Raw genomic sequence first — 25,263 nt, 5'->3', positions numbered from 1 at the left:
ATGCTCGAGCCCTCCGATACCAGGCTCGACTACATTACCCGCCTGGCCGTCAGCCTGACCGGCTCGGACGTCGGCGGCATCAGCCTGGTATTCCGCTCGCAGATCTGGCTGCCCTCGCGAGTCGGCGCCGACACGCGCCTGCTGCCGCTGGCCGGCTCCTTCTGCAACTGTGCAGTGCGCGAGAATGCGCCCCTGTTCGAGGTCGCCGACGCCCGCCTCGACGCACGCTTCGCCGACAATCCGCTGGTCACCGCGCCGCCGCACTACCTCCACTATGCGGGCATCCCGCTGGACGGCAGCCCGGCCCGCCTGCTGGGCACCTTGTGGGTCATGAGCAAGGAGCCGCATTATCTCGACGACGAGCAGGTCGGCCAGCTCCAGCTGATGGCGCGCATCGTGGTCGACCTGCTCGAGCACCGGTATTTCGACCCATCCACCGGGATGTTCAACCGCACCGTTTTCCTGCATCACCTCGAGTTCATGCTGGCGCGCGAGGAGGCCAGGGTGACGGTGGGCTTCATCGACCTCACTGGTTTTCGCCAGGTCAACGAATTGTTCGGCAGGCTGTCCGGCGACCGCATCCTACACCAGCTCGGCGACCGGCTGGCGTCATGGGGCGGCGATGGCGCACTGCTGGGCCACCTCGGCGGCGACCGGTTCGCCTTCGCACTTGACCTCCCGCCAGACCAGCTCGATACCTGCCTGGCCCAGCTGCGCGAGACCATCGACCTGCCGTTCGCGGTCGGGAATGGCTATGTGCAGCCGCTGCACGGCCGCATCGGCATCTGGCGCCAGGGCGCAGCGCGTGGCGCCAGCGCGGTGGACGCACTCGATGCCGCCGACGGTGCGGCGTCCTCGATCCGCCGCAGCCTCGACCGTAGCGTCATTGCCGAGTACGACAGCGCGCAGGCCGCGCGCGTGCGCTTGCGTTACGAACTGCGCCACGCCATGCTCGGCGACCGCCGCCACGGCCGGATCGAGGTGCATTACCAGCCCCAGATCGATGTCGAAGCAGGCAAACTGATCGGCCTGGAAGCGCTGGTGCGCTGGTGCCATCCGGAGTTCGGGCTGGTCAGTCCCGCGATGTTCGTTCCCCAGGCGGAGCAGTCGGGACGCATCTTCGAGCTCGATGCCCACGTCGCGCGCCTGGTCTGCGAAGACGTGAAAGGGTGGCTGTCCAGTGGCCTGGATCCGGTCCCGGTGGCGCTCAACTTCTCGCGCGTATCGCTCATGCATCCGGAGCTGTTCGCGCGGCTGGAATCGGTGCTCGCTGATACCGGCGTGCCGGGCAGCCTGATCGAGCTCGAGGTGACCGAAAGCATCTTGCTCGACTCGCTTCAGCAACTGGGTCCACGTATCACTGCGCTGCGTTCGCTGGGTGTGCACATCGCGATCGACGATTTCGGCACCGGTTCGTCCAACCTCGATGCGCTGGCCGGTTTCGCCTTCGACCGCCTCAAGGTGGATCGCCAGTTCGTACACGGTGTCGCTGCCGACCACAAGAAGGCCGGTCTGTTCTCCCTGATCCAGGGCGCGGCCCGGGTCTTCGACGCTGAACTCGTCTGCGAGGGACTGGAGGACGAGACCGACCTCGACTGGCTCACCAGCCACGGCGTGCATTGCGTGCAGGGCTGGCTGTTCAGCCGTGCGCGCACTGCTGCCGATATCGAGCACCTGTTGCTGCGTTTCCGCGAAGTGCAGGAAACGATGCTGTCGACTGGCGAGCTGCGCGCCTTGCTGTACCAGGAACCGCGGGCCTGAGCCGCCGCCGCCGGGGCCTCGATCCTGAGGTTTTCCGTCGATCAATGGTATCCTTATGTAATGACTGTTGAACCCGACACCGAACAGAAACCCTCCCGCGCCGCATTCGCCGACGGCCCGCGCCTGCTCGCGGACATCGGCGCCACGCACGCGCGTTTCGGCCTCGAGACCGCGCCCGGCGTGCTGCGCCAGGTCGCGGTGCTGCGCTGCGACGAGTACGCCGGCATCGTGCCGCTGCTGCACGGCTACCTGGCGCAGCTGGGGGGCGTGCGCATCAACCATGCGGCCTTCGCGCTGGCCAATCCAATCAGCGGCGACACCATCCGCATGACCAACCGCGACTGGCAGTTTTCGACCGACGAGGTGCGCCGCACCCTCGGCCTGGCGACGCTGCTGATCGTGAACGACTTCACCGCGCTGGCCATGGCGCTGCCGGGCTTCAAGCCGCAGGACCTGATGCAGGTCGGCGGCGGCGCGCCGCAAAGCCATGCGGTGGCCGGCGTGCTCGGGCCGGGCACGGGCCTGGGCGTATCTGGCGTGATCCCGACCATCGACGGCTTCATCACCCTCGGCAGCGAGGGCGGCCACGTCAACTTCGCCCCCAGCGACGAGCGCGAATTCGCGATCCTGCAATACGCCTGGCAGGAATGGCAGCACGTCTCCAACGAGCGCCTGATCTCCGGCCCCGGCATCGAACTGATGTACCGCGCGCTGGCCAAGCGCAACGGCGTCCAGGCTCCGAGCCGCAGCACCGCCGACATCGTCAGCAGTGCGCTGGACGCGCGCGACCCGCTGTGCCTCGAAACCCTGGAAACCTTCGCCGGCATGCTGGGCGGGGCGGCGGCCAACCTGGCGGTGACGCTGGGCGCCTTTGGCGGCATCTTCATCGGCGGCGGCATCGTGCCGCGCATCGCCGAGTGGTTCGCTACTTCTCCCTTCCGCGCCCGCTTCGAGGCCAAGGGGCGCTTTACCGACTACATCGCCCAGATCCCGACCTACATCATCATGACGCCGAACCCGGCGCTGCATGGCGTGTCGACCATCCTGTCCGAGCACCTGCGCGGGCGCAGCGGCGCCAACACGCTGATGGACCGCGTGCAGCAGCTGCGCCACGAACTCTCGCCCGCCGAGCAGCGCGTCGCCGCGCTGGTGCTGGAACACCCGCGCAAGGTGCTGGGCGAGCCGATCGCCGAGATCGCGCGCCTGGCCGACGTCAGCCAGCCGACCGTGATCCGCTTCTGCCGCTCGCTCGGCTTCCAGGGCCTGGCCGAGTTCAAGCTCAAGTTCGCGGGCAGCCTGACCGGCACCATCCCCGTGCGCCACAGCCAGGTGCGCATGAGCGACAGCACGCACGACCTGTCGGCCAAGGTCATCGACAACACGGTGTCGGCGATCCTGAAATTCCGCGACCAGCTGGATGTGCACGGGATCGACCGCGCCATCGAATTGCTGCGCCGCGCGCGCCGCGTCGAGTTCTATGCGATGGGCAATGCCAGAGCCGTGGCGCTCGATGGCCAGCACAAATTCTTCCGCTTCCGCATCCCGGCCGCGCTGTACGGCGACTCGCACCTGTTCACGCTGGCCGCGGGGCTGCTGGGGCCGGGCGACGTGGTGATCGCGATCTCCACCGCCGGCCAGCTGCCCGAGCTTTTAGAGGCGGTCGATATCGCGCGCGCGGGCGGGGCGGACGTCATCGCCATCACCAGCAGCAAATCCCTGCTGGCGAAAAAGGCCAGCGTCTGCCTCGCGGTAGACCACAGCGAAGACAGCACCACCTTCCTGTCGATGATCTCGCGCATCCTGCAGCTGCTCCTGATCGACATCATGTCGGTCGGGATTTCGCTCGGCACGCAAGGCGAAGCAGGGGGCGAGGGCGAGAACGACCAGCGCCGGCTCCTGATTTCCCACCTCGACAGCTGACGGTATTTCGCCATGGTTGAGCATTCCCCGCGCCGGCGCCAGCTGCTTGGCGGCGCACTGAGCCTGCCGCTGGCCGGCATGGGCGCGGCCAGTGCAGCGCCGGCACGCGCACCCCTGCAGGTCGGCGGCCTGCCCGTTACCTGCAACCTGACCTTGCCGATCGCCTGCAAGGCCAAGGCGGCCGCCGACGGCAAGCCGGACGCGCCGTTCACCGCCTTCGAGTACAACAAGTTCTCCGGCTGGCCCGAGATCAAGGAGTCCTTGATGACGGGCCGCATCCAGGCAGCCTACATGCTGGCGCCGCTGGTGATGGACCTGACTGACTGGCGCATTCCGCTCAAGATCGTCTCGCTCGGCCACCGCTCGGGCGCGGTCATCATGGTGCGCACCGATTCGCCCTACCGGAAATTCGCCGACCTGCGCGGCAGAAGCATCGCCATTCCCAGCCGCTTCGCCGTGGACTACCTTTTCCTGCGCAAGATGCTCGCGCGCGAAGGCATGTCGGCGAAGGACATCGAGGTGATCGAGATGGCCCCGCCCGACATGCCGGCCGCGCTGTATGCCAAGGCCATCGACGGCTATTGCACCGGCGAGCCCTTTGGCGCGGCGGCCCAGCGCGCCGGCTATGCGCGGCCGCTGTCGATGACGCGCAACGAATGGCGCAACTACATCTGCTGCGTGCTGACCGTGCGCGAAGAGCTGATCCAGACCCAGCGCCCGCTGGTGCAGGAGCTGGTCAACTACGTGCAGGCTGCCGGCAACTGGCTGGACGCCAGTGCGCTCAATCGCAGCAAGGCCGCGCACATCGCCGCCAACCGCAAGTTCTTCAACCAGGACCCGAACATCATCAAGTTCGTCATGGAGAACCCGGCGGATCGCGTCACCTACGGCGACCTGCGCATGCTGCGGCCCGAGTTCGACGAGCTGATGAAGCTGTCGGTCGAGGCGGGCACGCTCAGGCGCCCGGTGGCGTATGAACAGTATGTGGACGACAGTTTCGTGAAGAATATCCGTCCCGTGAAGGTGGCCTTGTGATGCGCCGCGTGTTGGGAATGCTGCTGCTGTGCGCCGCCGCGGCGGCTCAAGCTGCGCCGGCATTGAAATCCGGCGTGTTCTCGCCTGCGCGCGCCGCGCCCGAGATCGCGCAGAAGGCGGCCAATGGCAGTGACTTCCGCCTGTCCGCGCTACGCGGCAGGGTGGTGGTGCTGGAATTCGGCTTCACCCATTGCGCGGCCGTGTGCCCGGCCTCGCTCGCCGCCCTGGCCGCCGCGCGCCAGAAGCTCGGCCCCCACGCCGACCGCCTGCAGGTGGTGTTCGTCTCGGTGGACCCGGAGCGCGACACCCCCGCGCGCCTGAAGACTTATCTGGCGCAGTTCGATAAAAGCTTCATCGGCATCACCGGCACGCAGGAAGAGATGGCGGCCATCCGCAAGGACTACGGCATCACGGCCACCAAACACTTCAATAGCGACGGCAAGACGCCATACCAGGTCGGGCACTCGTCCTATCTTTATTTCATCGACAAGAGGGGCATGCTGCGCGCCCTGATGCCTTTTGGGCGCCCGGCGGACGAGATCGTGCACGATGTGAACGTGCTGGCGGCCGAATGAAGAAGCGCTTCGCCGCCGCCGCCGTGGCTGCGCTCCTGGGCGGGTCCTTCGGGTGGGCCGCCTTCGCGCCACTGCATGCCGCATCGCGCGACCAGCTGTTCGAGATCCCGAAGGGCACCTGGGAGCGCCGCATGAAGGGCGATAAAACCAGCATCCTGCGCGAGCAAATCACCTTGACGCTGGGCGTGCGCGACGTGCTCCTGCTGCGCAACAGCGACACCGTGCCGCAGATGTTCGGTCCGGTCTTGATCATGCCCGGCCAGGACTTCCGCCTGCCCTTCGGCCAGGCCGGCGAGCATCCCTTCGACTGCACCGCCCATGCCAGCGGCAAGATGACGGTGCTCGTCATTGAGGCGCCCGCCGCCGGGCTGGCGCGCCTGCGCTGGCGCCTTCACTCCCTCCTGGATGACAAAGCATGACCGTGGATAGACTCAACAGGATCTGGCCCCCGCTGCTGGTGCTGGCCGCCATCGTGGCGCTGTGGTGGCTCGTGGTCGCGCGCAGCGGCAGCGTGATCTTCCCGTCGCCGCTGCAGGTCGCGGCCGGCACGCTGGAGCTGGCCCGCGACGGCACGCTGTGGGAGCACATCGGCGCCTCGCTGGCGCGCGTGGCCACGGGCTTCATGATTGCATTGATGTTCGCGCTGCCGCTGGGCCTGTGGATGGGGCGGGTGGACGCCGCCTACCGCACGCTCAACCCGGTATTCCAGATCCTGCGCCCGATCTCGCCGATCGCCTGGATCCCGATCGCGATCCTGTGGTTCGGCGTGGGCGACCTGGCGCCGGTCTTCCTGATCTTCCTGGCCTCGGTGTTCCCGATGATCGTGCAGACCGCCGCCGGCGTGCACGCCATCGAAGGGCGCTACCTGCGCGCGGCCGAGAACTTCGGCGTCTCGCGCGCCAAGCTGTTCCGCCAGGTGATCGTGCCGGCGGTGCTGCCCGAAATCCTGATCGGCATGCGCATCGGGCTGGGCGTGGCCTGGCTGGTGGTGGTGGCCGCCGAGATGATCGTGCGGCGCTCGGGCCTGGGCTACCTGATCATGGATGCGCGCAATGCCGGCAACCGCTACGACCTCGTGGTGGCGGCCATGATCATCATCGGACTGATCGGCCTGGGGCTCGATACCCTGATGCGCCGTCTCGAAGGACTCAGGGGAGTGAGGTGGCGCTATGCACGCTAAGGTCATGAATGCAACGATTGAGGCTGGCGCGGCGGTGCCGAAGGTCGCCATCCGCGGCATCCGCAAGGGCTTCAAGTCGCTGCCGGTCATCGACGGCATCGACCTGGCGGTGGCGCCGGGTGAGTTCGTCGCCATCGTCGGCCCCTCGGGCTGCGGCAAGTCGACCCTCATGAAGCTGCTGGCCGGCTTCGAGCATCCGGACAGCGGCGCTGTCATGATCGACGGCGTGAAGGTTGACCGGCCGACGCCCAACGCCATTGTCATCTCCCAGCATGGCTCTGTGTTCCCGTGGCTGACGGTGCAGGAGAACCTGATGTTCGGCCTGTCGGGCAGGGACCACGCGGCGAAAGCGGCGACGGCCGACCATTACGCCGAGATGGTGGGGCTGAAAGGCTTCGAGAAGGCTTATCCGCACGAGCTCTCGGGCGGCATGCTCAAGCGGGTGGAAATCGCGCGCGCGCTGGCAGTCAAGCCGGACATCCTGTTCATGGACGAGCCGTTCTCGGCGCTCGATGCGCTGACGGCGCTGAAGATGCGCATCGAGCTGCTGCGCGTGCTGCGCGAAGAGCGCCACACGATCATCCTGATCACGCACGACGTGGAAGAGGCGATCTACCTCGCCGACCGCGTGGTGGTGCTGTCGCCGCGCCCCACCCGCATCGCGTCGGTATTCCCGATCGAACAGCCCCATCCGCGCAAGCTGTCGCAGCCGGAGCTGCAGGCGATCAAGGACGCGATCCTGGGGCAGCTCGGGCTATAAGCCGCCGGTCTTACTGCTGGCGCGCCTTTTCTTCTTTTTTGACCTTCTTCGCTTCCTTCTTTTCCTTCATCGTCTTGGCCGGTTCTTTCTTGGTCGTTTTCTTGGCATCCTGGCTTTTACTCATGGTAGTGCTCCGATCGGTAATGGACTAGGGTGGGTTTCGGTTCGTACGCGTTCCACGCCACTATACAGCGCAAGACGGACGACACGATAGGACTGCTCAGGATCCGGGGCGCAGGGCCGTCGCCAGCGGCAGGCGGATGGCGAAGGTCGCCCCCTTGCCGCGGCCCGCGCTGCTGACGCTCAGGCTGCCCTCGTGCAGCTCGACGATACGGCGCGCGATGTACAGCCCCAGCCCCAGGCCGGTCGCATTGTCGTGCTGCTGCAGCGTGAACGCGCCGAATACGTGCGGGAGGTCTTCGGGCTCGATGCCCTGGCCCGAATCGGTGATGTCGATCGCCACCGTGTCGCTGCTGCGCCTGATCTCGATGCGGATGGCGCCGCCCTCGGGCGTGAACTTGGTCGCGTTGAACAGCAGGTTCCAGATCACCTGCTGCAGGCGGCGGCCGTCCGCCTCCAGCCCTATCGCGTCGCCATAGTCGCTGGGCGTGACCTGCATCAGGATGCGCTTGGTGTGGGCGAAGGTCTCCACCGTCGAGATGGCATCGCGCAGCACCTGTCCGAGCCTGACCTGCGAGCGCGTGATCGACATCTGGCCGGTCAGGGTGCGCGCGGCATCGATCAGGTCGTCGACCATGGCGGCTTCCTGGCGCACGTGCACCCGCATCGATTCCAGGCCGCTGGCGACCTTCGGCGGCAGGTCGGGCTCCGTGCGCAGCATCAGATCGATGCGCATCGACAGCGCCGATAGCGGGGTGCGCATTTCGTGCGAGACCGTGGCCAGGAACAGTTCGCGCGTGCGGTTCACGCGGGTCAGGTCGTCGATGGTCTCGCGCTGGCGGTCGAGCGTGGCCGACAGGGTGCCCAGCAGCGCCGCATAGGTGCCCATGCGCTGCTCCGACACCGGCGCGTCCAGCCGCACCTCGTTCCACAGCAGGTGGCCGGGCAGGCCGACCTGCTTGGCGATGCGCTCGCAGCCGAGCGGCGAACTGAAGTCGGCGAAGCGCCAGCCGAACACCAGCACCCCATACACCTCGCCGCGCAGCAGCAGCGGCAGCGAGCAGACGCGCAAGCCCTCGAACTGCGCCGATTGCGGCTCGCCGCCGGCGCACACCGACTCGACCAGCGTGCGCTCGAGCGCCGTGCCGGGACCGTCCTCGGCCCACAGGCGCGAGCCCGCCAGCAGCGTGGCCAGGCGAGAGCCGGTCTTCGGCCCGATGCGGCGTACGCCGTCCGGGTCGTAGGCGGAGGTCACCAGGCCGGTGGCCTCGGTAAACTGGCGCAGCGGCGTGTCCCAGTCCTCCCAGTCCACCGGTGCGTTGCCTGGCAGCTTAGCCGTGATCACTATGGCTGTTCGGTCGGCAGGTCCGCCGACTCCGGCAGGCTGCCGCCCTTGGCGATGGCCTCCTCGATCTGCGGGCTTTGGCGCGACGGTGAACGCGACAGCAGGCCGTAATACGAGGAAAACGGCAGTTGCGGCACGGCGCTGGACTGGGTGTCGCTGTCGCTTTCGTCGACCAGCAGCAGGCCGCCGGGGCCGATGGTGTACTCGCGCGTCACCTGCAAATTGCGGCTGCCGCGCACTTTCGGCACCATGATCGCGCGCCTCAGCACGGTGGACACCTCGACATAGTTCAGCAAGATGATGTTGTCGACCAGGTGCGAGCCCTTGAGTTCTTCGCTGATCTGCGACACGCCCAGCAGTTCCGGGCTTTCGTAGTTGAACAGCGTCGTGGCCAGGCGGTTCTTGAAATAAGTCGCCAGTGCGTACAGGTAGTCGGCCACTTCGCCGCGGCTGGTCATCTCGTACACGGCGATCGAATCGAACACCACGCAGTCGATCCCGTGCTCTTCGACCAGCTTGACGATGTGGTCGAAGTGGACGTCGAGGTCCAGCTCCAGCGGCGACTCGTAATGGATGAACATGTCGCCCGCATCGACCAGCGGTTGCAGCTCGAAGCCGAGCGACCTGGCATTGCGCATCAGCTGGGCCGGGTGCTCGTCCAGGCTCACCAAGAGGGTCTTGTGGCCTTCCTTGATCGCGTTGGTCAGGAACTGCACGCTCAGCACCGTCTTGCCGGTGCCGGAAATGCCGCTCACCAGCGTGACCGAACCCTTGTAGATGCCGCCGTCCATCATCTTGTCGATGGCCGGCGAGCCGGTCGACAGGCGTTCTTCCGAGGTCGGCTGGTGCACCGAACCCAGGGGCCGCGACTGCGCGCGGCGGTAGACATGCACGCCCATGCCCGGCTCGATGCGCATGGTGTGGCTGCCGCCGATGAAGTCCTGGCCGCGCGATTTCAGCACCGTCAGGCGGCGCTGCACGCGCCGGCGGTTTTCTTCGCGCGTGAGCGAAATGATCGTGTCGAACACGAAGCGCTCGTGCGCCAGCACGCCGGTCATCGACTCGTCCTTCTCGGCGGTGACCATGGTGGTCACGCCCAGGCGGGTCAGGCCTTCAATCAAGAGGTGCACGTCCTCGCGGAAGGGCATGTCATGGGCTTCGGCATACAGGCGCAGGGGCGTGAGGCCATCGATCAGGAGCCGCTTGGCCTTCATCTCGACCAGCGATGCCGCAAAGGCGCCGTCCTCGCTGCGGAATTCGCTCAGCAGCACGGCCGGGCTGGTCTGGATGATCTTGACTTTGCCCTGGTCGATCATGCCCTGCAGGTCCCAGTCGAAGCCGGCGGCGTCGCGCAGCAGCTTGGCCGGGTCGAGCTCGAAAGACACGATGGCGCCCGGTTCGTCGTAATCGAGGGCGCCATGGTAGATGAAGCCCAGGCCCAGGGTGGTCTTGCCGGAGCCCGGCGGGCCCTCGACGATCAGGTTGTTATTGCGTGGAATACCGCCGTGCATCACTTCGTCGAGACCGGCAATCCCGGTCTTCACTAATCCGCTCATGTGACATGCCTTTACAAAAATTCATTCCAGCTTAACATGCGGGCGATCACTTCACCGGCGGCCGGCATTCCAGGGCGATGCCGAGCTGTGCGTCGCCGCGCCGGGGCTTCTGTTATCGTTTTTCCAAACATTTACCATAGGAGCCGGCATGGAACGATACCTGATCGTTTACCGCGGATCGACCGTCGACGAAGCGGAAGGTCCGCAGCACGACCCCCAGCGCTGGGAAGCATGGTTCGAGATGCTCGGTTCCGCGCTGGTGGACCGCGGCAGCCTGGCGCACAACAGCGTCGAGGTCCCGAGCCGGCTGATCGGCCCGAAACTGAGCAGCGCTTCGCTGTCGGGCTATTCCATCATTGCGGCAAGCGACTTCAACGAAGCGGTGAGCCTGGCCGAGGAATGCCCCGTGTTCGACGAAAAGGGTTCGGTGGAGATCGCCCGCCTGCGGGAGTCCGCAGGCGCAGCAGCCTCGTAAGCCTTATTCGGCGACGAACACGACGGCGGTACGCGCCGGCACGGTAAACGTGCCGCTGGCGCTGTCGAAGCGCGCCTGCACGGCGCGCTTGTCGGCGGCGCCTCTCGCCGTATGCACCGGATGCAGCGTCAACCGCTTGCCACGGAGCTGCACATCGCTCACGCGCTGTTCCACCTTGTCCACGTTCACCAGGTAGCTGATGGCGGCGAAGTTCGCGCCGGGATAGCCTTTGCCGTCGATCGAAGCGGCCAGCACGGTCGCTACCTGCTCCGGTCCGGTGTTGAAGAAGCGCAGGCGCTGCACGATGTCGCCGGCGGTGCGCATCCGGAACAGGGTCGAGCTGGCGCGGATGGCCAGCAGGTCGCGGAAGGCATCGCGCGCAAAGACGATGTCGGCGGCCTGCGGCTTGATCGCGGCATTGGCCAGGTAGGGCTTCAGCAGCGGCCAGTCCTTGCCGTTGTCATCCTGCTGGGGCAGGCCGGTGCCGTAGTAGTTGTCCTGGTAGGTCCAGTCGATGCGGTTGAACCAGTCGCCCGAATTGAAGCTGTTGCGGTCCAGGGACTTCGAGCGCAGCGTGTCGATGCCGGCGTGGTAATAGGCCACGCCCTGGCTGAAGGCATTGATCGCCATGCCCAGCACCTGCACGCGCGCGCGATCATGCGTCGAGGTGCCGACGGGGAGTTTCAGGACGTTGATGTCGAACAGGGTCTGGTTGTCGTGGTTCTCGACATAGTTCACGACCTCGCCCGGTTCGCTGGCATAGCCGGCCGGCTGGTTGCCGTAGGCGATGTCCTCCAGCTTGCGTACCTGGCCATCGAAAGTCTGCAGCGGATAGCTGCGCACCGAGCCGGCCAGGCCGACGCGGATCAGGTCCGCCGCGCGCAGCAGGTCGGCCGGCTTGTGGCCGACGCCCATCGGGTTAGGGTCATACACCAGGCCATTGATATAGCCCTGCTGACGCACCATCGCTTCACCCGAATCCCCGGCCGAGCCGCCGCGCACGGCGTCGCGCGCGCGATCGCTGAAGGTGCCGATGCCGGAGCCGTTCAGCGAGAGCTGCGAGGCCTGCACGAAGCGGGCGCCATCCGCCACCTCGCCGAAATTCCAGCCTTCGCCGATCAACTGCACGTGGCGGCCCGCCGCCTTGTCCACGCGCTGCTGCAGGCGTTCCATGGCCGCGCGCGGCTGGTGGCCCATCAGGTCGAAGCGGAAGGAATCGATCTTGTAGTGGCGGGTCCAGAGTTCGGCCGAATCGATCATCAGCTTGGCCATCATGGTGTTCTCGGTGGCCGTGTTGTCGCAGCAGGTCGAGCGCTCGATGGCACCCAACGCATTCAGGCGGTGGTAATAGCCGGGCACCACGCGGTCGAGCACCGATTTCTCGTTCTGGCCGGCGATGAAGGTGTGGTTGTAGACCACATCAAGGCCGATTCGCAGGCCGGCGCGGTGCAGGTCCATCACCATCTGGCGCATTTCGACGATGCGGCGCGCGCCGTCTTGCGGGTCGGTCGCGTAGCTGCCTTCCGGCGCGTTGTAGTGGTAGGGGTCATAGCCCCAGTTGAAGCAGTCCGTCTCGGCGGTCTTGCGGGTCAAGGCCTGCTGGGTTTCGCCATCCGGACTGCCCGAGGGCAGGGGCAGCGCGCAGTCCTTTTCCGGCACGCTGCCCAGGTCATAGACCGGCAGCAGGTGGATGTCGGTCATGCCGGCTTTGGCCAGCGCCTTCAGGTGACGCATGCCGTTTGAACCGGCTTCGCCGAAGGCCGCATACTTGCCGCGTTTATTTGCCGGCACGCTCGGGTCGTTGAGCGAGAAGTCGCGCACATGCAGCTCGTAGATGACCATGTCGGTCTGGGCCTTGACCGTGTTTGGCGGACGCGTGTTGTCCCAGCCTTTCGGCTTCAGGTTTGCCGCACCCAGGTTGGCGACATAGCTGCGCTTCGAGTCCGTTGTGAGGCTGACCGAATAAGGATCGGTGACGAGATTGCGCACCAGGCCCATGCCGTCGACCGCGACGTCGACCGCGTACTTGTAATAGCTGCCGGACAGGTCTTTCGCGACCCTGGCTTCCCATGCGCCGGTGCGCGCGTCGAAGGCCATGTCGTGCACGGCGGTGGCGCGGCCGGTGCCGGTGTCATAGGTGCAGACAGCAGCCGTGCGGGCGGTCGGCGCCCACAGGCGAAAACCCGTGTGTCCTTTCCTTGGCGTGGCGCCAAGGTCATGGATGCCGTCTGCGGCCGCGTACAGGTCGTCCAGCGCGCCGGCCACCTGGATGCGGGTTGCGGCGGCTACCAATCCGTCGGTCGTTTCCTGCACCAGCACCAGCTGGCCGCGGTGCAGGTCTTTTAATCGCGCCGGGTCAGCTGCGCGCAGCGACAGTACCGGTCCGGCCGCGACCCACTTGAAGCGGGTGGCGGCTGCAGCCGGCGCCTGGCCGCTGATGACGTCCAGCGCCAGCGCGCCGTCAAAGCCTTGCACTTTCGCGCCAGGCTTGGCGACGATCGATGCCTTGGCTGAGTGATACAGGCGGTAAGTGCCGCCGGCCTCGGCGCCCGGCCATTTCAAGAGGCGCTTGTCGAGCCAGACGGCGCGCGCTTCCAACGTGGCGCCGGAGGCGTGCAGGACCTCCTGGAACGACGGGTTGTCGCAGCTGGCGAGGGGAACCGCGGCGTGGGCGGAAGAAGCGAAAAGGGCGGCCGCGAGGGCGGCGTAATGGAGTCGGGTCATCGTGGCGTGGAGGTTGGGATTAGCAGGGCGGGCACGAAGGCCCGCCCATCGGCAGCAGCGGCGGGTCAGCCGCGGTAGTTATCGACCATCTTGTAGCGCCTGGCGTACAGGGCGAAGACCAGCGCCGCCAGCAGCGCGAAGCCGGCGAAGAAATACATCTGGAAGGCCAGCACGCCGAACCCCGAGCTTTCGATGTAGGCGAGGACGGCCTCGTTCTTGACGCTCGAATTGACGATCAGGACCCACAGGTTGCCGACGGTAACCGCCAGGTACCACAGGGCCATGATCACGCCCTTCATCGCGGCCGGCGCCTGGCTGTACGCGAATTCCAGGCCGGTGGCCGAGACCAGTACTTCGCCCAGGGTCAGCAGCGCGTAGGGCAGGATCTGCCAGGCGATCGAGACCGGGTCGCCGGCGTCGAGCTGCACCTGCAGGTTGCCGACCACGATCCAGGCCAGCGCCGAGAAGGCGATGCCGGCGGTCATGCGGCGCAGCGCGGTCGGCTCGAAGCCCAGCTTGCCAAGGGCCGGGAACAGCACCAGGTTATTAAACGGAATCAGGATCATCACCAGCAGCGGATTCAAGGCCTGCATCTGGGCCGGGATCACGCTGAAACTGAAACCGAGCAGCTTGACGTCGGCGGACATGGCATTGGCCTGCACGATCCAGGTCGAGGCTTTCTGGTCGAACAGCGACCAGAACGGGGTCACCAGGGCGAACACGATCAGGATGCGCAGCACGGCGCGCACGCCGTCCACGGCGACATCAGGGTGCACGCCGCGTGCGCGATCGAGCTGCATCGAGGCGCCGGTACCGACGAAGGCAATCAGGAGCACCAGCGCCAGGCAGGCGGCGATGACGAAGCCCCAATCGGGCGTCTTCAACAGCGAGGCGAATGCCCCGATGATGCCGGCGGCGGCGATGGCAAGACCTGGGCGGCCCTGGCCAGGGTGCTGCTGCGTCATCAGCGCGGTACGGATCACGCGCAGGAAGGAGTGCGGGTCGCTTTGCGCCGGCGGCACGTGCACGTATTTCTTCTTGCCGCTCCACAGGATCATGGTGGCGATGAACATCAGGATGCCGGGGATGCCGAAGGCGACCGCGGGACCGTAGTCGCGCAGGAAAATCGGCATCAGCAGCGAAGCGAAGAAGGAGCCGAAGTTGATGATCCAGTAGAAGGCGTCGAACACGACTTTCGCCTTGCTCTTGTTGGTCTTGTCGAACTGGTCGCCGACAAAGCTTGCCACCAGCGGCTTGATGCCGCCCGACCCGAAGGCGATCAGGAACAGCCCGAAATAAAAGCCCCTGACGCTGTCTTCAAAAATGGCCAGGCAGGCGTGGCCCGCGCAGTAAATGAGGCTGAACCAGAAGATGGTGTTGTACTTGCCGAAATAGCGGTCGGCCAGCCAGCCGCCCAGTAGCGGGAAGAAATACACGCCCATCATGAAGGTGTGGAAAACGTGCTTGGCTTCGCCGGTGCGCTCGGACTCGGCCACGAACAGCAGCAGCGTCGAGATCAGGAAGGGCGTGAGGATGTTGCGCATCCCGTAGAACGAAAAGCGTTCGCAGCCTTCGTTGGCGATGATGTAGGGGATCTGCCGCGGCATGCGCGCGGCCGGGCTGGCTACCGTCGTTGCTGGAGAACTCATGGCTTCCTCGAAAATCGAAACAACCGCGATCCTATGCCGAGGCTGAGCCAGTTTGCAATAAAAATATCGTTGCGAAACAAAGGAGTTACAAAGTCGGCGTAGTTTAGCTACTTTTTCCAAAAGCGCGACTTGATCGAAAACGAGTTAACCCGTTGAATTGAAACGAATAAGGGAAATTTTCAGCAGAGCCAGGCTGATTGTAAAGAATATTCTGCTGCTGTATATTGCCTAGAATTCTCAAAATTTTCGGACGGACCAGCCATGACCCAGACTTCGAAGAACGACAACCCGAACTGGTGGCGCGAAGCCATCATCTACCAGGTCTATCCGCGCAGCTTCCTCGACACGAATGGCGACGGCGTGGGCGACCTGGCGGGCATCACCGACAGGCTTGATTACATCGCGCGCCTGGGCGTGGACATCGTCTGGCTCTCGCCCTTCTTCAAGTCGCCGATGAAGGACTTCGGCTACGACATCGAAGACTATTGCGACGTCGACCCGCTGTTCGGCAGCCTGGCGGACTTCGACAAGCTGGTCGCGAAAGCGCACAGCCTGGGCCTGAAGATCATGATCGACCAGGTGATGTCGCACACCGCCGACACCCATGCCTGGTTCGTCGAGAGCCGCAAGAGTCGCGACAATCCGAAGTCCGACTGGTATGTCTGGGCCGATCCGCTGCCGGACGGCTGCCCGCCCAACAACTGGCTGTCGGTGTTCGGCGGCTCGGCATGGCAGTGGGATACCCGCCGCAAGCAGTACTACATGCACAACTTCCTGGTGAGCCAGCCGCAGCTGAACTTCCACAATCCGGAAGTGCAGCAGGCCCACCTGGACGCCCAGCGTTTCTGGCTCGAGCGCGGCGTGGACGGCGTGCGCATGGATGCCTGCGTCTTCCACTTCCACGACCGCCAGCTGCGCAGCAATCCGCCGGCGCTGGTGCGCGACACCTCGACCGTCACCGACGTCAATCCCTACGGCATGCAGGCCCACCTGTACGACAAGACCCAGCCGGAGAACATCGCCTTCCTGCAGCGGGTGCGTGCCCAGCTCAACGAGTTCGGCGCGGTCTCGATCGGCGAAGTCAGCTCGGACGACGCGCTCGAGCAGATGGCGCAGTACACCGAAGGCGGCGACAAGCTGCACATGGCCTACAGCTTCAACCTGCTCACGCCCGTGCACACGGCAGCGCATGTCCGCACCCAGGTCGAAGAGTTCAACGAGCGCGTGAAAGACGGCTGGGCCTCCTGGTCGGTGAGTAACCATGACGCCATCCGCGTGGCGACGCGCTGGAGCGACGGCAAGCCGACGCCTGCGTTGGCCAAGCTGGTGCTGGCCATGCAGCTCTCGCTCAAGGGCACGCCTTGCCTGTACCAGGGCGAAGAACTCGGCCTGATCGAGGCCGACGTGCCGTATGAGTTGCTGCAGGACCCGTATGGCATCACCTTCTGGCCCGAGTTCAAGGGCCGCGACGGCTGCCGCACCCCGATGCCATGGCAGGCGGGCGCGCCGCAGGCCGGCTTTACCAGCGGCCAGCCATGGCTGCCCGTGGCCGCGCCGCATGCGGCCGTCGCGGTCGACCGCCAGGACGGCGATCCCGATTCGCCCCTGAACTTCGCGCGCCGCTTCATCGCCTGGCGCCGCACGATGCCGCAGCTCACGCGCGGCGAGATCGTCTTCTTCGATGCGCCGGAACCGGTGCTGGCCCTGCGCCGCGACGTGGAGGGCATGGACGGCGTGCTGGCCGCGTTCAACCTGGGGCCGGAGCCGGTCAGCTTCGACTGGGCGCAAGCCGCGCAGGCCACGGCACTGGACACCTTCGGCCTGCCGGGCGGCGCCGTGGGCGGCCGCGTGACCCTGCCGCCTTATGGCGCCTGGCTGGGCAGCGTCGCCCCTAGCGCCAAATAATGGCCGGCCGGCGGCGTCGACGTTCGCGGACAAGTCCGCCCGCACCTCTATAGTCGGGGCAGCGGTGCGTCCTGCATGGCATGACGACAAAGGAAAACGATGCGGCAACTTCTCGTACTCGGAACGATCTGCCTGCTGGGCGCCTGTTCCCAACCTGTGGCCACGCCGGCTTCGGCCTTACTCAGCGCCAGCGGAGTAGGCGCCATTCGCTTCGGCATGACCCTGGCACAGGCGGAGCAGGCCGCGGGAGGCAAGGCCACGCTGCCCACGCCGTTCGATCCGGCCTGCAGCATGGTGCGCTTGCCTGGCGTGCCGGGCCTGCGCTTCATGGTCGAGCAGGGCATCGTGACCCGTGCCGATGCCGAATCCGGCGTTGGCAATGCGCTCGGCATCGCCGTGGGCGACCCTTTGGCGCGCATCCGCGCCAGTCATCCGGAAGGGGTGCTCACCCCGCACAAATACGACGTGAACGGCCACTACCTGAGTTTCCCCAGCACCGACGGACGTGGCGCGATCCTCGTCGAGGAAAGCGGCGGCAAGGTGACCAAGGTGCGTGCCGGCTTGCAGCCGGCGGTGGCTTACGTCGAAACCTGCGGCTAGCCTGGCGCTTGTGGCGACTGGGGAAAGTGCGGAAGCGCCGGGTCGAGGCATACCCACTGCTGCGCGCTCGCCGTATAAATGTCGAGCATCGGCTTGAACCCGGACGCATCGTCCAGCGTCGGGAAGCGGATCGAGGTGAATTGTGCGTTTGCGTCGCTTTGCGTGAACAGCGGCGTGCCGCAATCGCCGCAAAAACCGCGCGTGGCAAGCCCGCCGCTGCTGGCGCTGACGGCATACTTCTTCGGCGTGCCGCTGATCTCGAGATCGGCAGTCATCACGACAATGCCGGAGGCGAACGGCGCGCCGCTCGACAGTTGGCAGTCGCTGCAATGGCAGTTGATCATGGCGAACGGCTCGCGCGATGCGGTATAGCGGATTGCTCCACATGCGCATCCGCCTGAAACGGGGTGGTTCATATCGGGTGCTCCCGGTTGAAAGGTAAATGATTTTACGGGGAATCAGGCTTGACGCAGCACTGACTGGTGATATCCGTTTCGCCAGCTTGCTTACCGATTGCTGTGGCTAGGGGTCGGTACGGCGGTGCAAACGGAAGGTGCTCCACAGTATCAGCCACAGCAGGGCCGCCTGTACCGGCAGACGCAGCCATAGGGCCCATATCGGCACCCCGAACAACTCAGGTCTTTGCAGCATATACACGTGTACGGGTGTCACCGCCAGTGTGAGCAGGAACAGGCCGATCCCGGCTGCCTTTCGTGTCGACGGCAGCACGATGCCGACCGCGCCCAGCAATTCAAGGACGCCGCTTACCAGTACCGCCGCCACCGGCCACGGGATGTAGGGTGGGACGATACGGGCTTCCATATCGGTCGCGACAAAGTGCATGATGCCGCCGATGAAGAACCATAGGAAGACGAATGACAGGCCGGCCAGTTGCCGGTTATTTACCTGACGATTCGCTATGGCGGCCTGCAGTCCTGTGAATATCATTCGTCGCCAACCTTTATCCATCAACGAAAAACGGCCCGGCCGCCAATCGACCGGCCGTGAAGCCGTTACCTAAGGTAGCACAGCAAGCCATCGGCAGATGCGAATCGACTTTCAGGCCCCTTCGCTTCCTGCGTCTTAATAACGGTTTGCGTTGTTCGGGCGTGCGTCGGCGCGATTGCGGACACCGTCGCCATCACGATCACGGGCCAGTTGGCCCGAACGCCAGTTGCCGCGCTCCAGGACCCAGCCGTGACGATCGCGGCGCCATTCAGGCCGGGCATAGACCTGGCCTGCCCGGGCTTTTTCGTAGTGGCCAGCAACCCAGGTATAGCGGCGGCCGCTCCAGTCCCAATAGCCAGGGACCCATTCGAAGCCGCGGCGCATTGCAGGCAGCTTTTCGGCACGCAGCGCTGGCGGCGCCTGTTTCACGACAATGATGTCGGTCCGGGATTGTGCCTGCACCGGGGTCAATGCAGCGGTACTGATCAGGAAGGCTGCGGCAGTGAGAAGGATTCGTTTCATGATGTGCTCCTGTCGTGTCGATGTGGCTCCACTATAGCCAGTCGATATCGTGCACAGTCGCTGTGATGCAGGTTCTTACAATCGATACATTACGACGTTTGCGGTAGAGGTTTCGCTTGTCAGCAGCCACCCAATTCTCATGCGTGCGGGCAGGGCGGCATCTGGTCGCGATTGGCGACTCTTCAATAGTTGCTTATAAGGTTTTTAACCACGGAATCCAGCGGAACCTCGATTCTCGCGGACAGCTGAGGGTCGTCACAGATGACTGCAAATGCCAAGCGATTTCTTTCTGCCGCATGGCCGTCTGCTACGGGGAGAATGCAAGAAAGAACGCGACAAAGCTTATAAAAACGGATTTCATTTTTTTGGCAATGCAGTATTGACAGGTCGGGACTCAATCCGCGCTCTTGAGGTCCACGCGCTTGATGTCGCGGCGCCATTCCTGCAGGGTCAGCAGGGTATCGGTCTCGGTGTTTTCCACCAAAATGTCGTCGCCCTGCTGGGCCACCAGGAAGCTTTCGCGGCGGCGTACGTCACTGGCGCGGTTCTCGACAAACGTCAGCTGGTAATACTTCCTGCCGTTGATCACGCGCGGCGCCGGATCGTCCTCGATGACCGCGCCATGCGCCTTGCCCTTCGAGCGCTTCTCGATCTGTTCCGACCATGCCTTCAGTTCCGGCACCGCGAGCAAGGCAGCCATCGCCTGCTCCCTCGTGCGCGCCGGCGCTTCCTTGACCGGGGCCGGAGCCGGCCTGGCCACCTCCTGTTCGGCGCGCTTGCAGCCCCCGAGCGCCAGGGCCGTGGCCAGCGCGATGGCCAGCAGGGAAGAAGGGGATGCGGCGCGTAGGAACATGGAAAGCCTCGTAGGGTGACAGGGAAGTCTACACCGTGGCGTGTTCTCTCGGCAATATCACTGCCGACGGCCGCTTGGCAAACCGTCCCCGGCGTGGTGCTTATGCGAGCCGCGTACGGGCCGCGCAGGCGGCCATGAGTTTGGCCAGCCGGCCGGCGCGGGTCCTGTCCTGCTTCGCCCCGGTGATCCAGTGCAGGACGGTCTTGCGGTAGCCGGGCGGTGCGGCATCGAAGTACTCCCAGGCGACGGGGTCGCGCCGGAACAGGGCGAGCTCAAGGCTGGACAGCTCGGGCAGGTCGCTGCGTTCGTGCGAATAGATGCCGGACTTCGCCGCGCTGCGCAGGGCGAAGGCCGCTTCGCCGGCAGGCAGCATCTTGCCCTCGGCGCGCAACCTGTCGATCTTGGCGATGTTCACCACGCTCCAGATCGAGGTCGGCTTGCGCGGCGAGAAGCGGATCACGTAGCGCTCGTCATCGATGCGCTTGCGGCGCCCGTCGATCCAGCCGAAACACAGGGCTTCGTCGACCGACTCCGACCACGACATGCAGGGATGCTCCGAGCCGGCCTTGTAGAAGCCGACCAGCAGTTCGGTGGCGCTGGCCGAATTGGCTGCGAGCCAGCTACGGAAGGCGGATGGATCGGCGAAGAAGGTGGGGGTCATCAGGCGGCAATAAGAAGGGTGGAGCGGCGCGGGTTCACGCCGGCAAATCGATGTTCGCACGCAGGAAGTCGAACATGGCTTTCATCCGCCCGAGGTAGCGGGTATCGGGATGGGCCAGCAGCCACAGGCCGATATCCAGTTCCGGCAGCGGGCCCTCGAGCATCACGACTTGCGGATGCTCGCGCAAGACCACGAGCGGCACGATGCCCACGCCCAGGTTGTTCACCACGGCGCCGGCCACCGCCAGCAGGTTGCCGGCCTTGTGGCGCGGGACCAGTTTCGGGAAAGCCGCGCGGCGCCAGCGCTGCGAAGGATGGTCCGGCAGGCTGTCGTCCAGCGCGACCCAGTCCATCTCGCCATAGTGCCGGCCGGGGGGCTGGGCGGCCAGGTAGTCCTTGCCGGCATAGACCGCCGAGCGCATCGTGCCGAGGCGGATGCCGACCAGGTGCTCGGGCGGGCTGCTGGTGACGCGGATCGCGATGTCGGCTTCGCGCTGGCTCAGGTTGGCCAGGACGTTGGTGGTGACCAGTTCCAAGTCGATGTGCGGGTAGGTGGCGGTGAAGCGCGCCAGCCTTGGGAGCAGCACGCTGTGCAGCAGCGTATCGGTGAGGGTGATGCGCAAGCTGCCCGAGGGCTCGGCCGCCTGGTCGAAGGCTTCCTCGCGCGCCTCTTCCAGCTGGGTTTCGATCCGTTCGGCGTGGCCGGCGAGTGCGCGCCCGAGTTCCGTCGCCGTATAGCCGCTGCGGCCGCGCTCGAACAGCGGTTCGCCGACGTCCTTCTCGATGCGCTTGATGGCGCGGAAGACGGTGGAGGTGTCCACCTTCAGGCGCTCGGCCGCACCGGCCAGCGTGCGGCCGCGCTGCAGGGCCAGGATGGTCTCCAGGTCCTGCAGGTCGAGCTTGGATTGCGTTTTTGCATAGGGTGCTTGCATGGACGCCTATTTTACTTGCGTTTTTGCCTAGGTAGAGTAAGGACTTCTCAACCAGTTGTGTAAAGGGCAGATCATGAAAACCACAAACTCGCTTACCGCTGTCTTGCTGCTGCGCCTGTCGATCGGGGCGCTGTTGTTGTCGCATGGTTTCCTGGGGCTGGTGGCCCTGGGGGTGCCGGCATTCGCGGCGGCGCTGGCGGGGCAGGGCATGCCGGTGCAGGCTTTGCCGGTGGTGCTGGTGGAGCTTGCGGGAAGCGCGCTGGTCATCGTCGGCCGGCATGCACACGCCCGCATATAGGCAAATCGTCGGGTGAGCGGGTCTCCCGACCACGCGTGATGGTCAGGATGTGAACAGCCGCGCAGGCAGCATTGCCGTGATTTGAACGCGTGGGCGCGATGGCGCTACCGCAGGCGACTGACACGGCGTTCTCCATCCCAGATCACCATCATTGCTTGTTCCATCGAAAATTAAAAAGCCTGCAAGGCGCGAACCTTGCAGGCTTTTCGGATGGGGCGGCGCCGGATCAATCCGGCGCCAGGCACATTACATCATGCCGTCCATGCCACCCATGCCACCCATGCCGCCCATGCCGCCCATGCCGCCGGCTGGCTTGTCTTCAGCCATTTCCGAGACCATGCAATCGGTGGTCAGCATCAGGCCGGCGATCGACGCTGCGTTTTGCAGTGCCGAGCGGGTGACCTTGGCAGGATCGAGCACGCCCATTTCGACCATGTCGCCGTAGGTGCCGTTGGCAGCGTTGTAGCCGTAGTTGCCGGTGCCGGCCAGGACGGCAGCAACAACCACCGATGGCTCGTCGCCGGCGTTCTGGACGATCATGCGCAGCGGTTCTTCCATGGCGCGCATGACGATCTTGATGCCTGCGTCCTGGTCTGGGTTGTCGCCCTTGATGTTGATCGAAGCGCGTGCACGCAGCAGGGCAACGCCGCCGCCTGGCACGATGCCTTCTTCAACGGCAGCGCGGGTTGCGTGCAGTGCGTCTTCGACGCGGGCCTTCTTCTCTTTCATCTCGACTTCGGTGGCTGCACCGACGCGGATCACGGCAACGCCGCCGGCCAGCTTGGCCACGCGCTCTTGCAGCTTTTCGCGGTCGTAGTCCGAGGTCGCTTCTTCGATCTGGATACGCACCATCTTGACGCGTGCCTCGATGGTTTCAGCGGCGCCTGCACCGTCGATGATGATGGTGTTTTCCTTGCCCACTTCGACGCGCTTGGCCTGGCCCAGTTCGTTCAGCGTGACCTTTTCCAGGGTCAGACCGACTTCTTCTGCGATGACCTGGCCGCCGGTCAGGACAGCGATGTCTTCCAGCATGGCCTTGCGGCGGTCGCCGAAGCCTGGCGCCTTGACGGCGACGGTCTTCAGGATGCCACGGATGTTGTTGACGACCAGGGTCGCCAGCGCTTCGCCTTCGATGTCTTCGGCGACGATTACCAGCGGACGGCCGGCTTTCGCGACCTGTTCCAGTACCGGCAGCAGGTCACGGATGTTCGAGATCTTCTTGTCGCACAGCAGGATGAACGGGTTCTCGTGAACGGCGACCTGCTTGTCCGGGTTGTTGATGAAGTAAGGCGACAGGTAGCCGCGGTCGAACTGCATGCCTTCCACGATATCCAGCTCGTCGTTCAGCGACTTGCCGTCTTCGACGGTGATGACGCCTTCCTTGCCGACCTTGTCCATCGCTTCAGCGATACGCTCGCCGATCGAGTAGTCCGAGTTGGCCGAGATCGCGCCGACCTGGGCGATTTCCTTGGTGGTGGTGCATGGACGCGAGATTTTCGCCAGCTCTTCGACGGTGGCAGCAACTGCCTTGTCGATGCCGCGCTTCAGGTCCATCGGGTTCATGCCGGCGGCAACGAACTTCATGCCTTCGCGGACGATGGCTTGTGCCAGCACGGTCGCGGTGGTGGTGCCGTCACCGGCGTTGTCGCTGGTCTTGGAAGCGACTTCCTTGACCATTTGCGCGCCCATGTTCATCAGCTTGTCTTTGAGTTCGATCTCTTTGGCGACCGAGACGCCGTCCTTGGTCACGGTCGGCGAGCCGAACGAGCGCTCCAGCACGACGTTGCGGCCTTTCGGGCCCAGGGTGACTTTGACTGCGTTGGCGAGGATGTTGACGCCTTCGACCATTTTGGCGCGCGCTGCGTCGCCGAAGATTACTTCTTTAGCTGCCATGTGTAGTGCTCCGAATGAGTTCGTGAATGGATTGCGGGAGGAATGCGGGAACGATTACAGGGCCACGACGGCCATGATGTCTTCTTCGCGCATGACCAGCAGTTCCTGGCCGTCGACCTTGACGGCCTGGCCCGAGTATTTGCCGAACAGGACGCGGTCGCCGACTTTCACTTCGAGCGCGCGCAGTTGGCCGTTGTCCTGCACCTTGCCGTTGCCGACGGCGAGGATTTCGCCCTGGTCCGGCTTCTCGGCGGCTGCATCAGGGATGATCAGGCCGGATGCGGTCTTGGTTTCCTGGTCGAGACGCTTCACGATTACGCGATCGTGCAGAGGACGAAGGTTCATGCAAAACTCCTTGTTTTTCAGTGGTTTGACTAGCTGGATTGGCGCCGCCGCACCTGGGCGTCGCCTGAGAATAAGTGACATCGGTTGTTAGCACTCTCTGCTGACGAGTGCTAACCAGAGCTAATTATAGGGACGATAACCCCCTATTTCAAGGCTCAATGTGAAGCTGATAACCGACTAATTTGCGAAAACGCAATTTGCTAGGGGGCTTTACCCATGATGGGTGTGGTGTCGCAGACAACAGGCGGGCAGGGTACACTGAATGCCGTGCCGATGCCGCACGCGCGCGAGCGGGCCTTTTGCGCCCGCCCAGGGTGCATGCATTACGGTTGACTGAAAAACCATCCCGGACCTATAGTGTCGAATGATTTCCGAATTCCAAGACCTCTCCGACAAAATTGACCGGCTCGCCCAATTGACCCAGTCACTGCGTGCCGAGAACTACCTGCTGCGCCAGGCCAACAGCCTGCTGAGCGCCGAAAACCTCGCCTTCAAGGAGCGCCTGCTGCTGGCCCAGGGCCGCGTCGAAGCGCTGCTCGCGCAGTTCCCGGCGCCTGAAGCCGACGCGGGCGAAGACGAAGCCAGCGAGGCCGGCGCCGAAGCCGGCGCCTCCAGCGCCGCACACGACAGCGAGGCCACCCAATGATCCATCTCGATTGCAGCATCATGGGCCAGTCCTACCGCCTGGCCTGCCGCGAAGGCGAAGAGCGCACGCTGCGCGAAGCCGTCCACTACTTGGATGGCAAGATGTGCGCACTGCGCGACTCGGGCAAGGTCAAGGGCACCGACCGCATCGCGGTGATGGCGGCGCTGAGCGTGGCGGCCGAATTCCTGTCGGTGAAGTCGCCGCAAGGGCCGCTATCGGACATGTCGATCCTCGAAGTCAAGCAAAAACTCGAAGCGATGCACACGGTGCTCGACAGCGCCTTGTCGCCACAGGAAAATCTCACCTGAGCCTGAATTCGTTTGACATGGGCGCTCAGCGTAGTAAACTGGCGCCTACCCTGCGGTGTTCGAGATTTGCCATATATTCCTTGAACCATTCTTTCGCATAGGTTGTGGAACAATGCTTGGTGGGCGCGATCGTCACTAGTTTGACGAACCCGAAATTGAGCTGACTGCGACCACCTTGAGCCTTTTGGTTCGGGATGCCGGCAATAACGGCACAGGCGGGGCTACACACACGAGCGGTTGCGCACCTTGGTAC

25 protein-coding genes and 1 other RNA gene are annotated in these 25,263 nt (G+C 64.8%); 14 read left to right on the top strand and 12 right to left on the bottom strand.

The features are described from left to right. From AC56K1_RS04820 to AC56K1_RS04790, 7 genes are read left to right on the top strand one after another with little or no spacing between them, the layout of a single operon-like run. Entirely contained in the window at nucleotides 1–1,761 is a 1,761-nt protein-coding gene (locus AC56K1_RS04820; RefSeq protein ID WP_497156712.1) for a sensor domain-containing phosphodiesterase, read from the top strand. Between the two features lie 60 nt (nucleotides 1,762–1,821). Beyond that, nucleotides 1,822–3,681: a glucokinase gene (locus AC56K1_RS04815; protein ID WP_497156711.1), complete on the top strand. Its 1,860-nt coding sequence runs from the start codon at nucleotides 1,822–1,824 to the stop codon at nucleotides 3,679–3,681. Nucleotides 3,682–3,693: 12 nt separating this feature from the next. Beyond that, complete coding sequence (locus tag AC56K1_RS04810; protein WP_497156710.1) at nucleotides 3,694–4,716, top strand: ABC transporter substrate-binding protein; 1,023 nt, start codon at nucleotides 3,694–3,696, stop codon at nucleotides 4,714–4,716. Then, on the top strand, nucleotides 4,716–5,291 hold the full coding sequence (locus AC56K1_RS04805; protein WP_497156709.1) for an SCO family protein: 576 nt from the start codon (nucleotides 4,716–4,718) through the stop codon (nucleotides 5,289–5,291). The genes AC56K1_RS04810 and AC56K1_RS04805 overlap by 1 nt, the downstream gene beginning before the upstream one ends. After that, the gene (locus tag AC56K1_RS04800; RefSeq protein WP_497156708.1) at nucleotides 5,288–5,710 is read left to right on the top strand and encodes a cupredoxin domain-containing protein; all 423 of its coding nucleotides are present in this window, start codon (nucleotides 5,288–5,290) and stop codon (nucleotides 5,708–5,710) included. Before AC56K1_RS04805 ends, AC56K1_RS04800 begins: the two co-directional genes overlap by 4 nt. After that, complete coding sequence (locus AC56K1_RS04795) at nucleotides 5,707–6,471, top strand: ABC transporter permease (protein ID WP_497156707.1); 765 nt, start codon at nucleotides 5,707–5,709, stop codon at nucleotides 6,469–6,471. The genes AC56K1_RS04800 and AC56K1_RS04795 overlap by 4 nt, the downstream gene beginning before the upstream one ends. 4 nt (nucleotides 6,472–6,475) lie before the next feature. Further along, nucleotides 6,476–7,231 carry an ABC transporter ATP-binding protein gene (locus AC56K1_RS04790; protein ID WP_497156706.1) on the top strand — a complete coding sequence of 252 codons (756 nt, stop codon included), beginning with the start codon at nucleotides 6,476–6,478 and terminating at the stop codon, nucleotides 7,229–7,231. A gap of 220 nt (nucleotides 7,232–7,451) precedes the next feature. On the opposite strand, the gene AC56K1_RS04785 is transcribed toward AC56K1_RS04790, so the two are convergent. Together AC56K1_RS04785 and AC56K1_RS04780 are read right to left on the bottom strand one after the other, a co-directional pair. Continuing rightward, the gene (locus AC56K1_RS04785; protein ID WP_497156705.1) at nucleotides 7,452–8,696 is read right to left on the bottom strand and encodes a sensor histidine kinase; all 1,245 of its coding nucleotides are present in this window, start codon (nucleotides 8,694–8,696) and stop codon (nucleotides 7,452–7,454) included. Beyond that, nucleotides 8,696–10,252, bottom strand: a complete 1,557-nt coding sequence (locus tag AC56K1_RS04780; protein ID WP_497156704.1) for an ATPase domain-containing protein — start codon at nucleotides 10,250–10,252, stop codon at nucleotides 8,696–8,698. The genes AC56K1_RS04785 and AC56K1_RS04780 overlap by 1 nt, the downstream gene beginning before the upstream one ends. 148 nt (nucleotides 10,253–10,400) lie before the next feature. Between AC56K1_RS04780 and AC56K1_RS04775 the strand changes: the two genes are divergently transcribed. Continuing rightward, nucleotides 10,401–10,727, top strand: a complete 327-nt coding sequence (locus AC56K1_RS04775; protein WP_497156703.1) for a hypothetical protein — start codon at nucleotides 10,401–10,403, stop codon at nucleotides 10,725–10,727. Between the two features lie 3 nt (nucleotides 10,728–10,730). Here AC56K1_RS04775 and AC56K1_RS04770 read toward each other — a convergent pair whose 3' ends face one another. Continuing rightward, the gene (locus AC56K1_RS04770) at nucleotides 10,731–13,451 is read right to left on the bottom strand and encodes an alpha-1,6-glucosidase domain-containing protein (protein WP_497156702.1); all 2,721 of its coding nucleotides are present in this window, start codon (nucleotides 13,449–13,451) and stop codon (nucleotides 10,731–10,733) included. A 65-nt stretch (nucleotides 13,452–13,516) separates the two neighbouring features. Next, nucleotides 13,517–15,100, bottom strand: a complete 1,584-nt coding sequence (locus AC56K1_RS04765; RefSeq protein ID WP_497156701.1) for a POT-type proton-dependent oligopeptide transporter — start codon at nucleotides 15,098–15,100, stop codon at nucleotides 13,517–13,519. A 261-nt stretch (nucleotides 15,101–15,361) separates the two neighbouring features. Between AC56K1_RS04765 and AC56K1_RS04760 the strand changes: the two genes are divergently transcribed. Together AC56K1_RS04760 and AC56K1_RS04755 are read left to right on the top strand one after the other, a co-directional pair. Continuing rightward, nucleotides 15,362–17,005, top strand: a complete 1,644-nt coding sequence (locus AC56K1_RS04760; protein WP_497156700.1) for an alpha-glucosidase — start codon at nucleotides 15,362–15,364, stop codon at nucleotides 17,003–17,005. 99 nt (nucleotides 17,006–17,104) lie between these two features. Continuing rightward, a complete protein-coding gene (locus tag AC56K1_RS04755; protein WP_497156699.1) occupies nucleotides 17,105–17,605 on the top strand; it encodes a hypothetical protein in 501 nt (166 codons plus the stop codon). Here the strand turns inward: AC56K1_RS04755 and AC56K1_RS04750 are convergent. The 6 genes from AC56K1_RS04750 to AC56K1_RS04725 form a co-directional block, all read right to left on the bottom strand. Then, nucleotides 17,602–18,021 (bottom strand): GFA family protein, encoded by a 420-nt coding sequence (locus tag AC56K1_RS04750; protein ID WP_497156698.1) that lies wholly within the window; start codon nucleotides 18,019–18,021, stop codon nucleotides 17,602–17,604. The two genes, AC56K1_RS04755 and AC56K1_RS04750, sit on opposite strands and share 4 nt — an antisense overlap. 106 nt (nucleotides 18,022–18,127) lie before the next feature. Beyond that, a complete protein-coding gene (locus AC56K1_RS04745) occupies nucleotides 18,128–18,553 on the bottom strand; it encodes a DoxX family protein (RefSeq protein WP_497156697.1) in 426 nt (141 codons plus the stop codon). Between the two features lie 135 nt (nucleotides 18,554–18,688). Continuing rightward, complete coding sequence (locus AC56K1_RS04740; protein ID WP_497156696.1) at nucleotides 18,689–19,075, bottom strand: YXWGXW repeat-containing protein; 387 nt, start codon at nucleotides 19,073–19,075, stop codon at nucleotides 18,689–18,691. Between the two features lie 394 nt (nucleotides 19,076–19,469). After that, entirely contained in the window at nucleotides 19,470–19,928 is a 459-nt protein-coding gene (locus AC56K1_RS04735; protein ID WP_497156695.1) for a hypothetical protein, read from the bottom strand. A gap of 100 nt (nucleotides 19,929–20,028) precedes the next feature. Then, entirely contained in the window at nucleotides 20,029–20,589 is a 561-nt protein-coding gene (locus AC56K1_RS04730) for a YdeI/OmpD-associated family protein (RefSeq protein WP_497156694.1), read from the bottom strand. A 34-nt stretch (nucleotides 20,590–20,623) separates the two neighbouring features. Then, a complete protein-coding gene (locus AC56K1_RS04725; protein WP_497156693.1) occupies nucleotides 20,624–21,520 on the bottom strand; it encodes a LysR family transcriptional regulator in 897 nt (298 codons plus the stop codon). Between the two features lie 73 nt (nucleotides 21,521–21,593). Between AC56K1_RS04725 and AC56K1_RS04720 the strand changes: the two genes are divergently transcribed. Next, nucleotides 21,594–21,818, top strand: coding sequence for a hypothetical protein (locus tag AC56K1_RS04720; protein WP_497156692.1), 225 nt, complete (start codon nucleotides 21,594–21,596; stop codon nucleotides 21,816–21,818). 246 nt (nucleotides 21,819–22,064) lie between these two features. Here the strand turns inward: AC56K1_RS04720 and groL are convergent, their stop codons facing one another. Together groL and groES are read right to left on the bottom strand one after the other, a co-directional pair. Then, complete coding sequence (gene groL, locus AC56K1_RS04715) at nucleotides 22,065–23,711, bottom strand: chaperonin GroEL (protein ID WP_497156691.1); 1,647 nt, start codon at nucleotides 23,709–23,711, stop codon at nucleotides 22,065–22,067. Nucleotides 23,712–23,765: 54 nt separating this feature from the next. Further along, nucleotides 23,766–24,056 (bottom strand): co-chaperone GroES, encoded by a 291-nt coding sequence (groES, locus tag AC56K1_RS04710; protein ID WP_091872698.1) that lies wholly within the window; start codon nucleotides 24,054–24,056, stop codon nucleotides 23,766–23,768. A gap of 415 nt (nucleotides 24,057–24,471) precedes the next feature. Here groES and AC56K1_RS04705 point away from each other — a divergent pair, with 415 nt between their 5' ends. From AC56K1_RS04705 to ssrS, 3 genes are all read left to right on the top strand, one after another. After that, on the top strand, nucleotides 24,472–24,702 hold the full coding sequence (locus AC56K1_RS04705; RefSeq protein ID WP_497156690.1) for a hypothetical protein: 231 nt from the start codon (nucleotides 24,472–24,474) through the stop codon (nucleotides 24,700–24,702). Continuing rightward, nucleotides 24,699–25,010, top strand: a complete 312-nt coding sequence (locus AC56K1_RS04700) for a cell division protein ZapA (protein ID WP_497156689.1) — start codon at nucleotides 24,699–24,701, stop codon at nucleotides 25,008–25,010. Before AC56K1_RS04705 ends, AC56K1_RS04700 begins: the two co-directional genes overlap by 4 nt. A gap of 44 nt (nucleotides 25,011–25,054) precedes the next feature. Beyond that, nucleotides 25,055–25,236, top strand: a non-coding RNA gene (gene ssrS, locus AC56K1_RS04695) — 6S RNA. Nucleotides 25,237–25,263: the final 27 nt, after the last annotated feature.

The organism is Telluria sp. ZB4P37 (genome assembly GCF_059685855.1).
The sequence above is the reverse complement of the archived record's forward strand: the minus strand, read 5'-3'. Positions and strand labels throughout refer to the sequence as shown.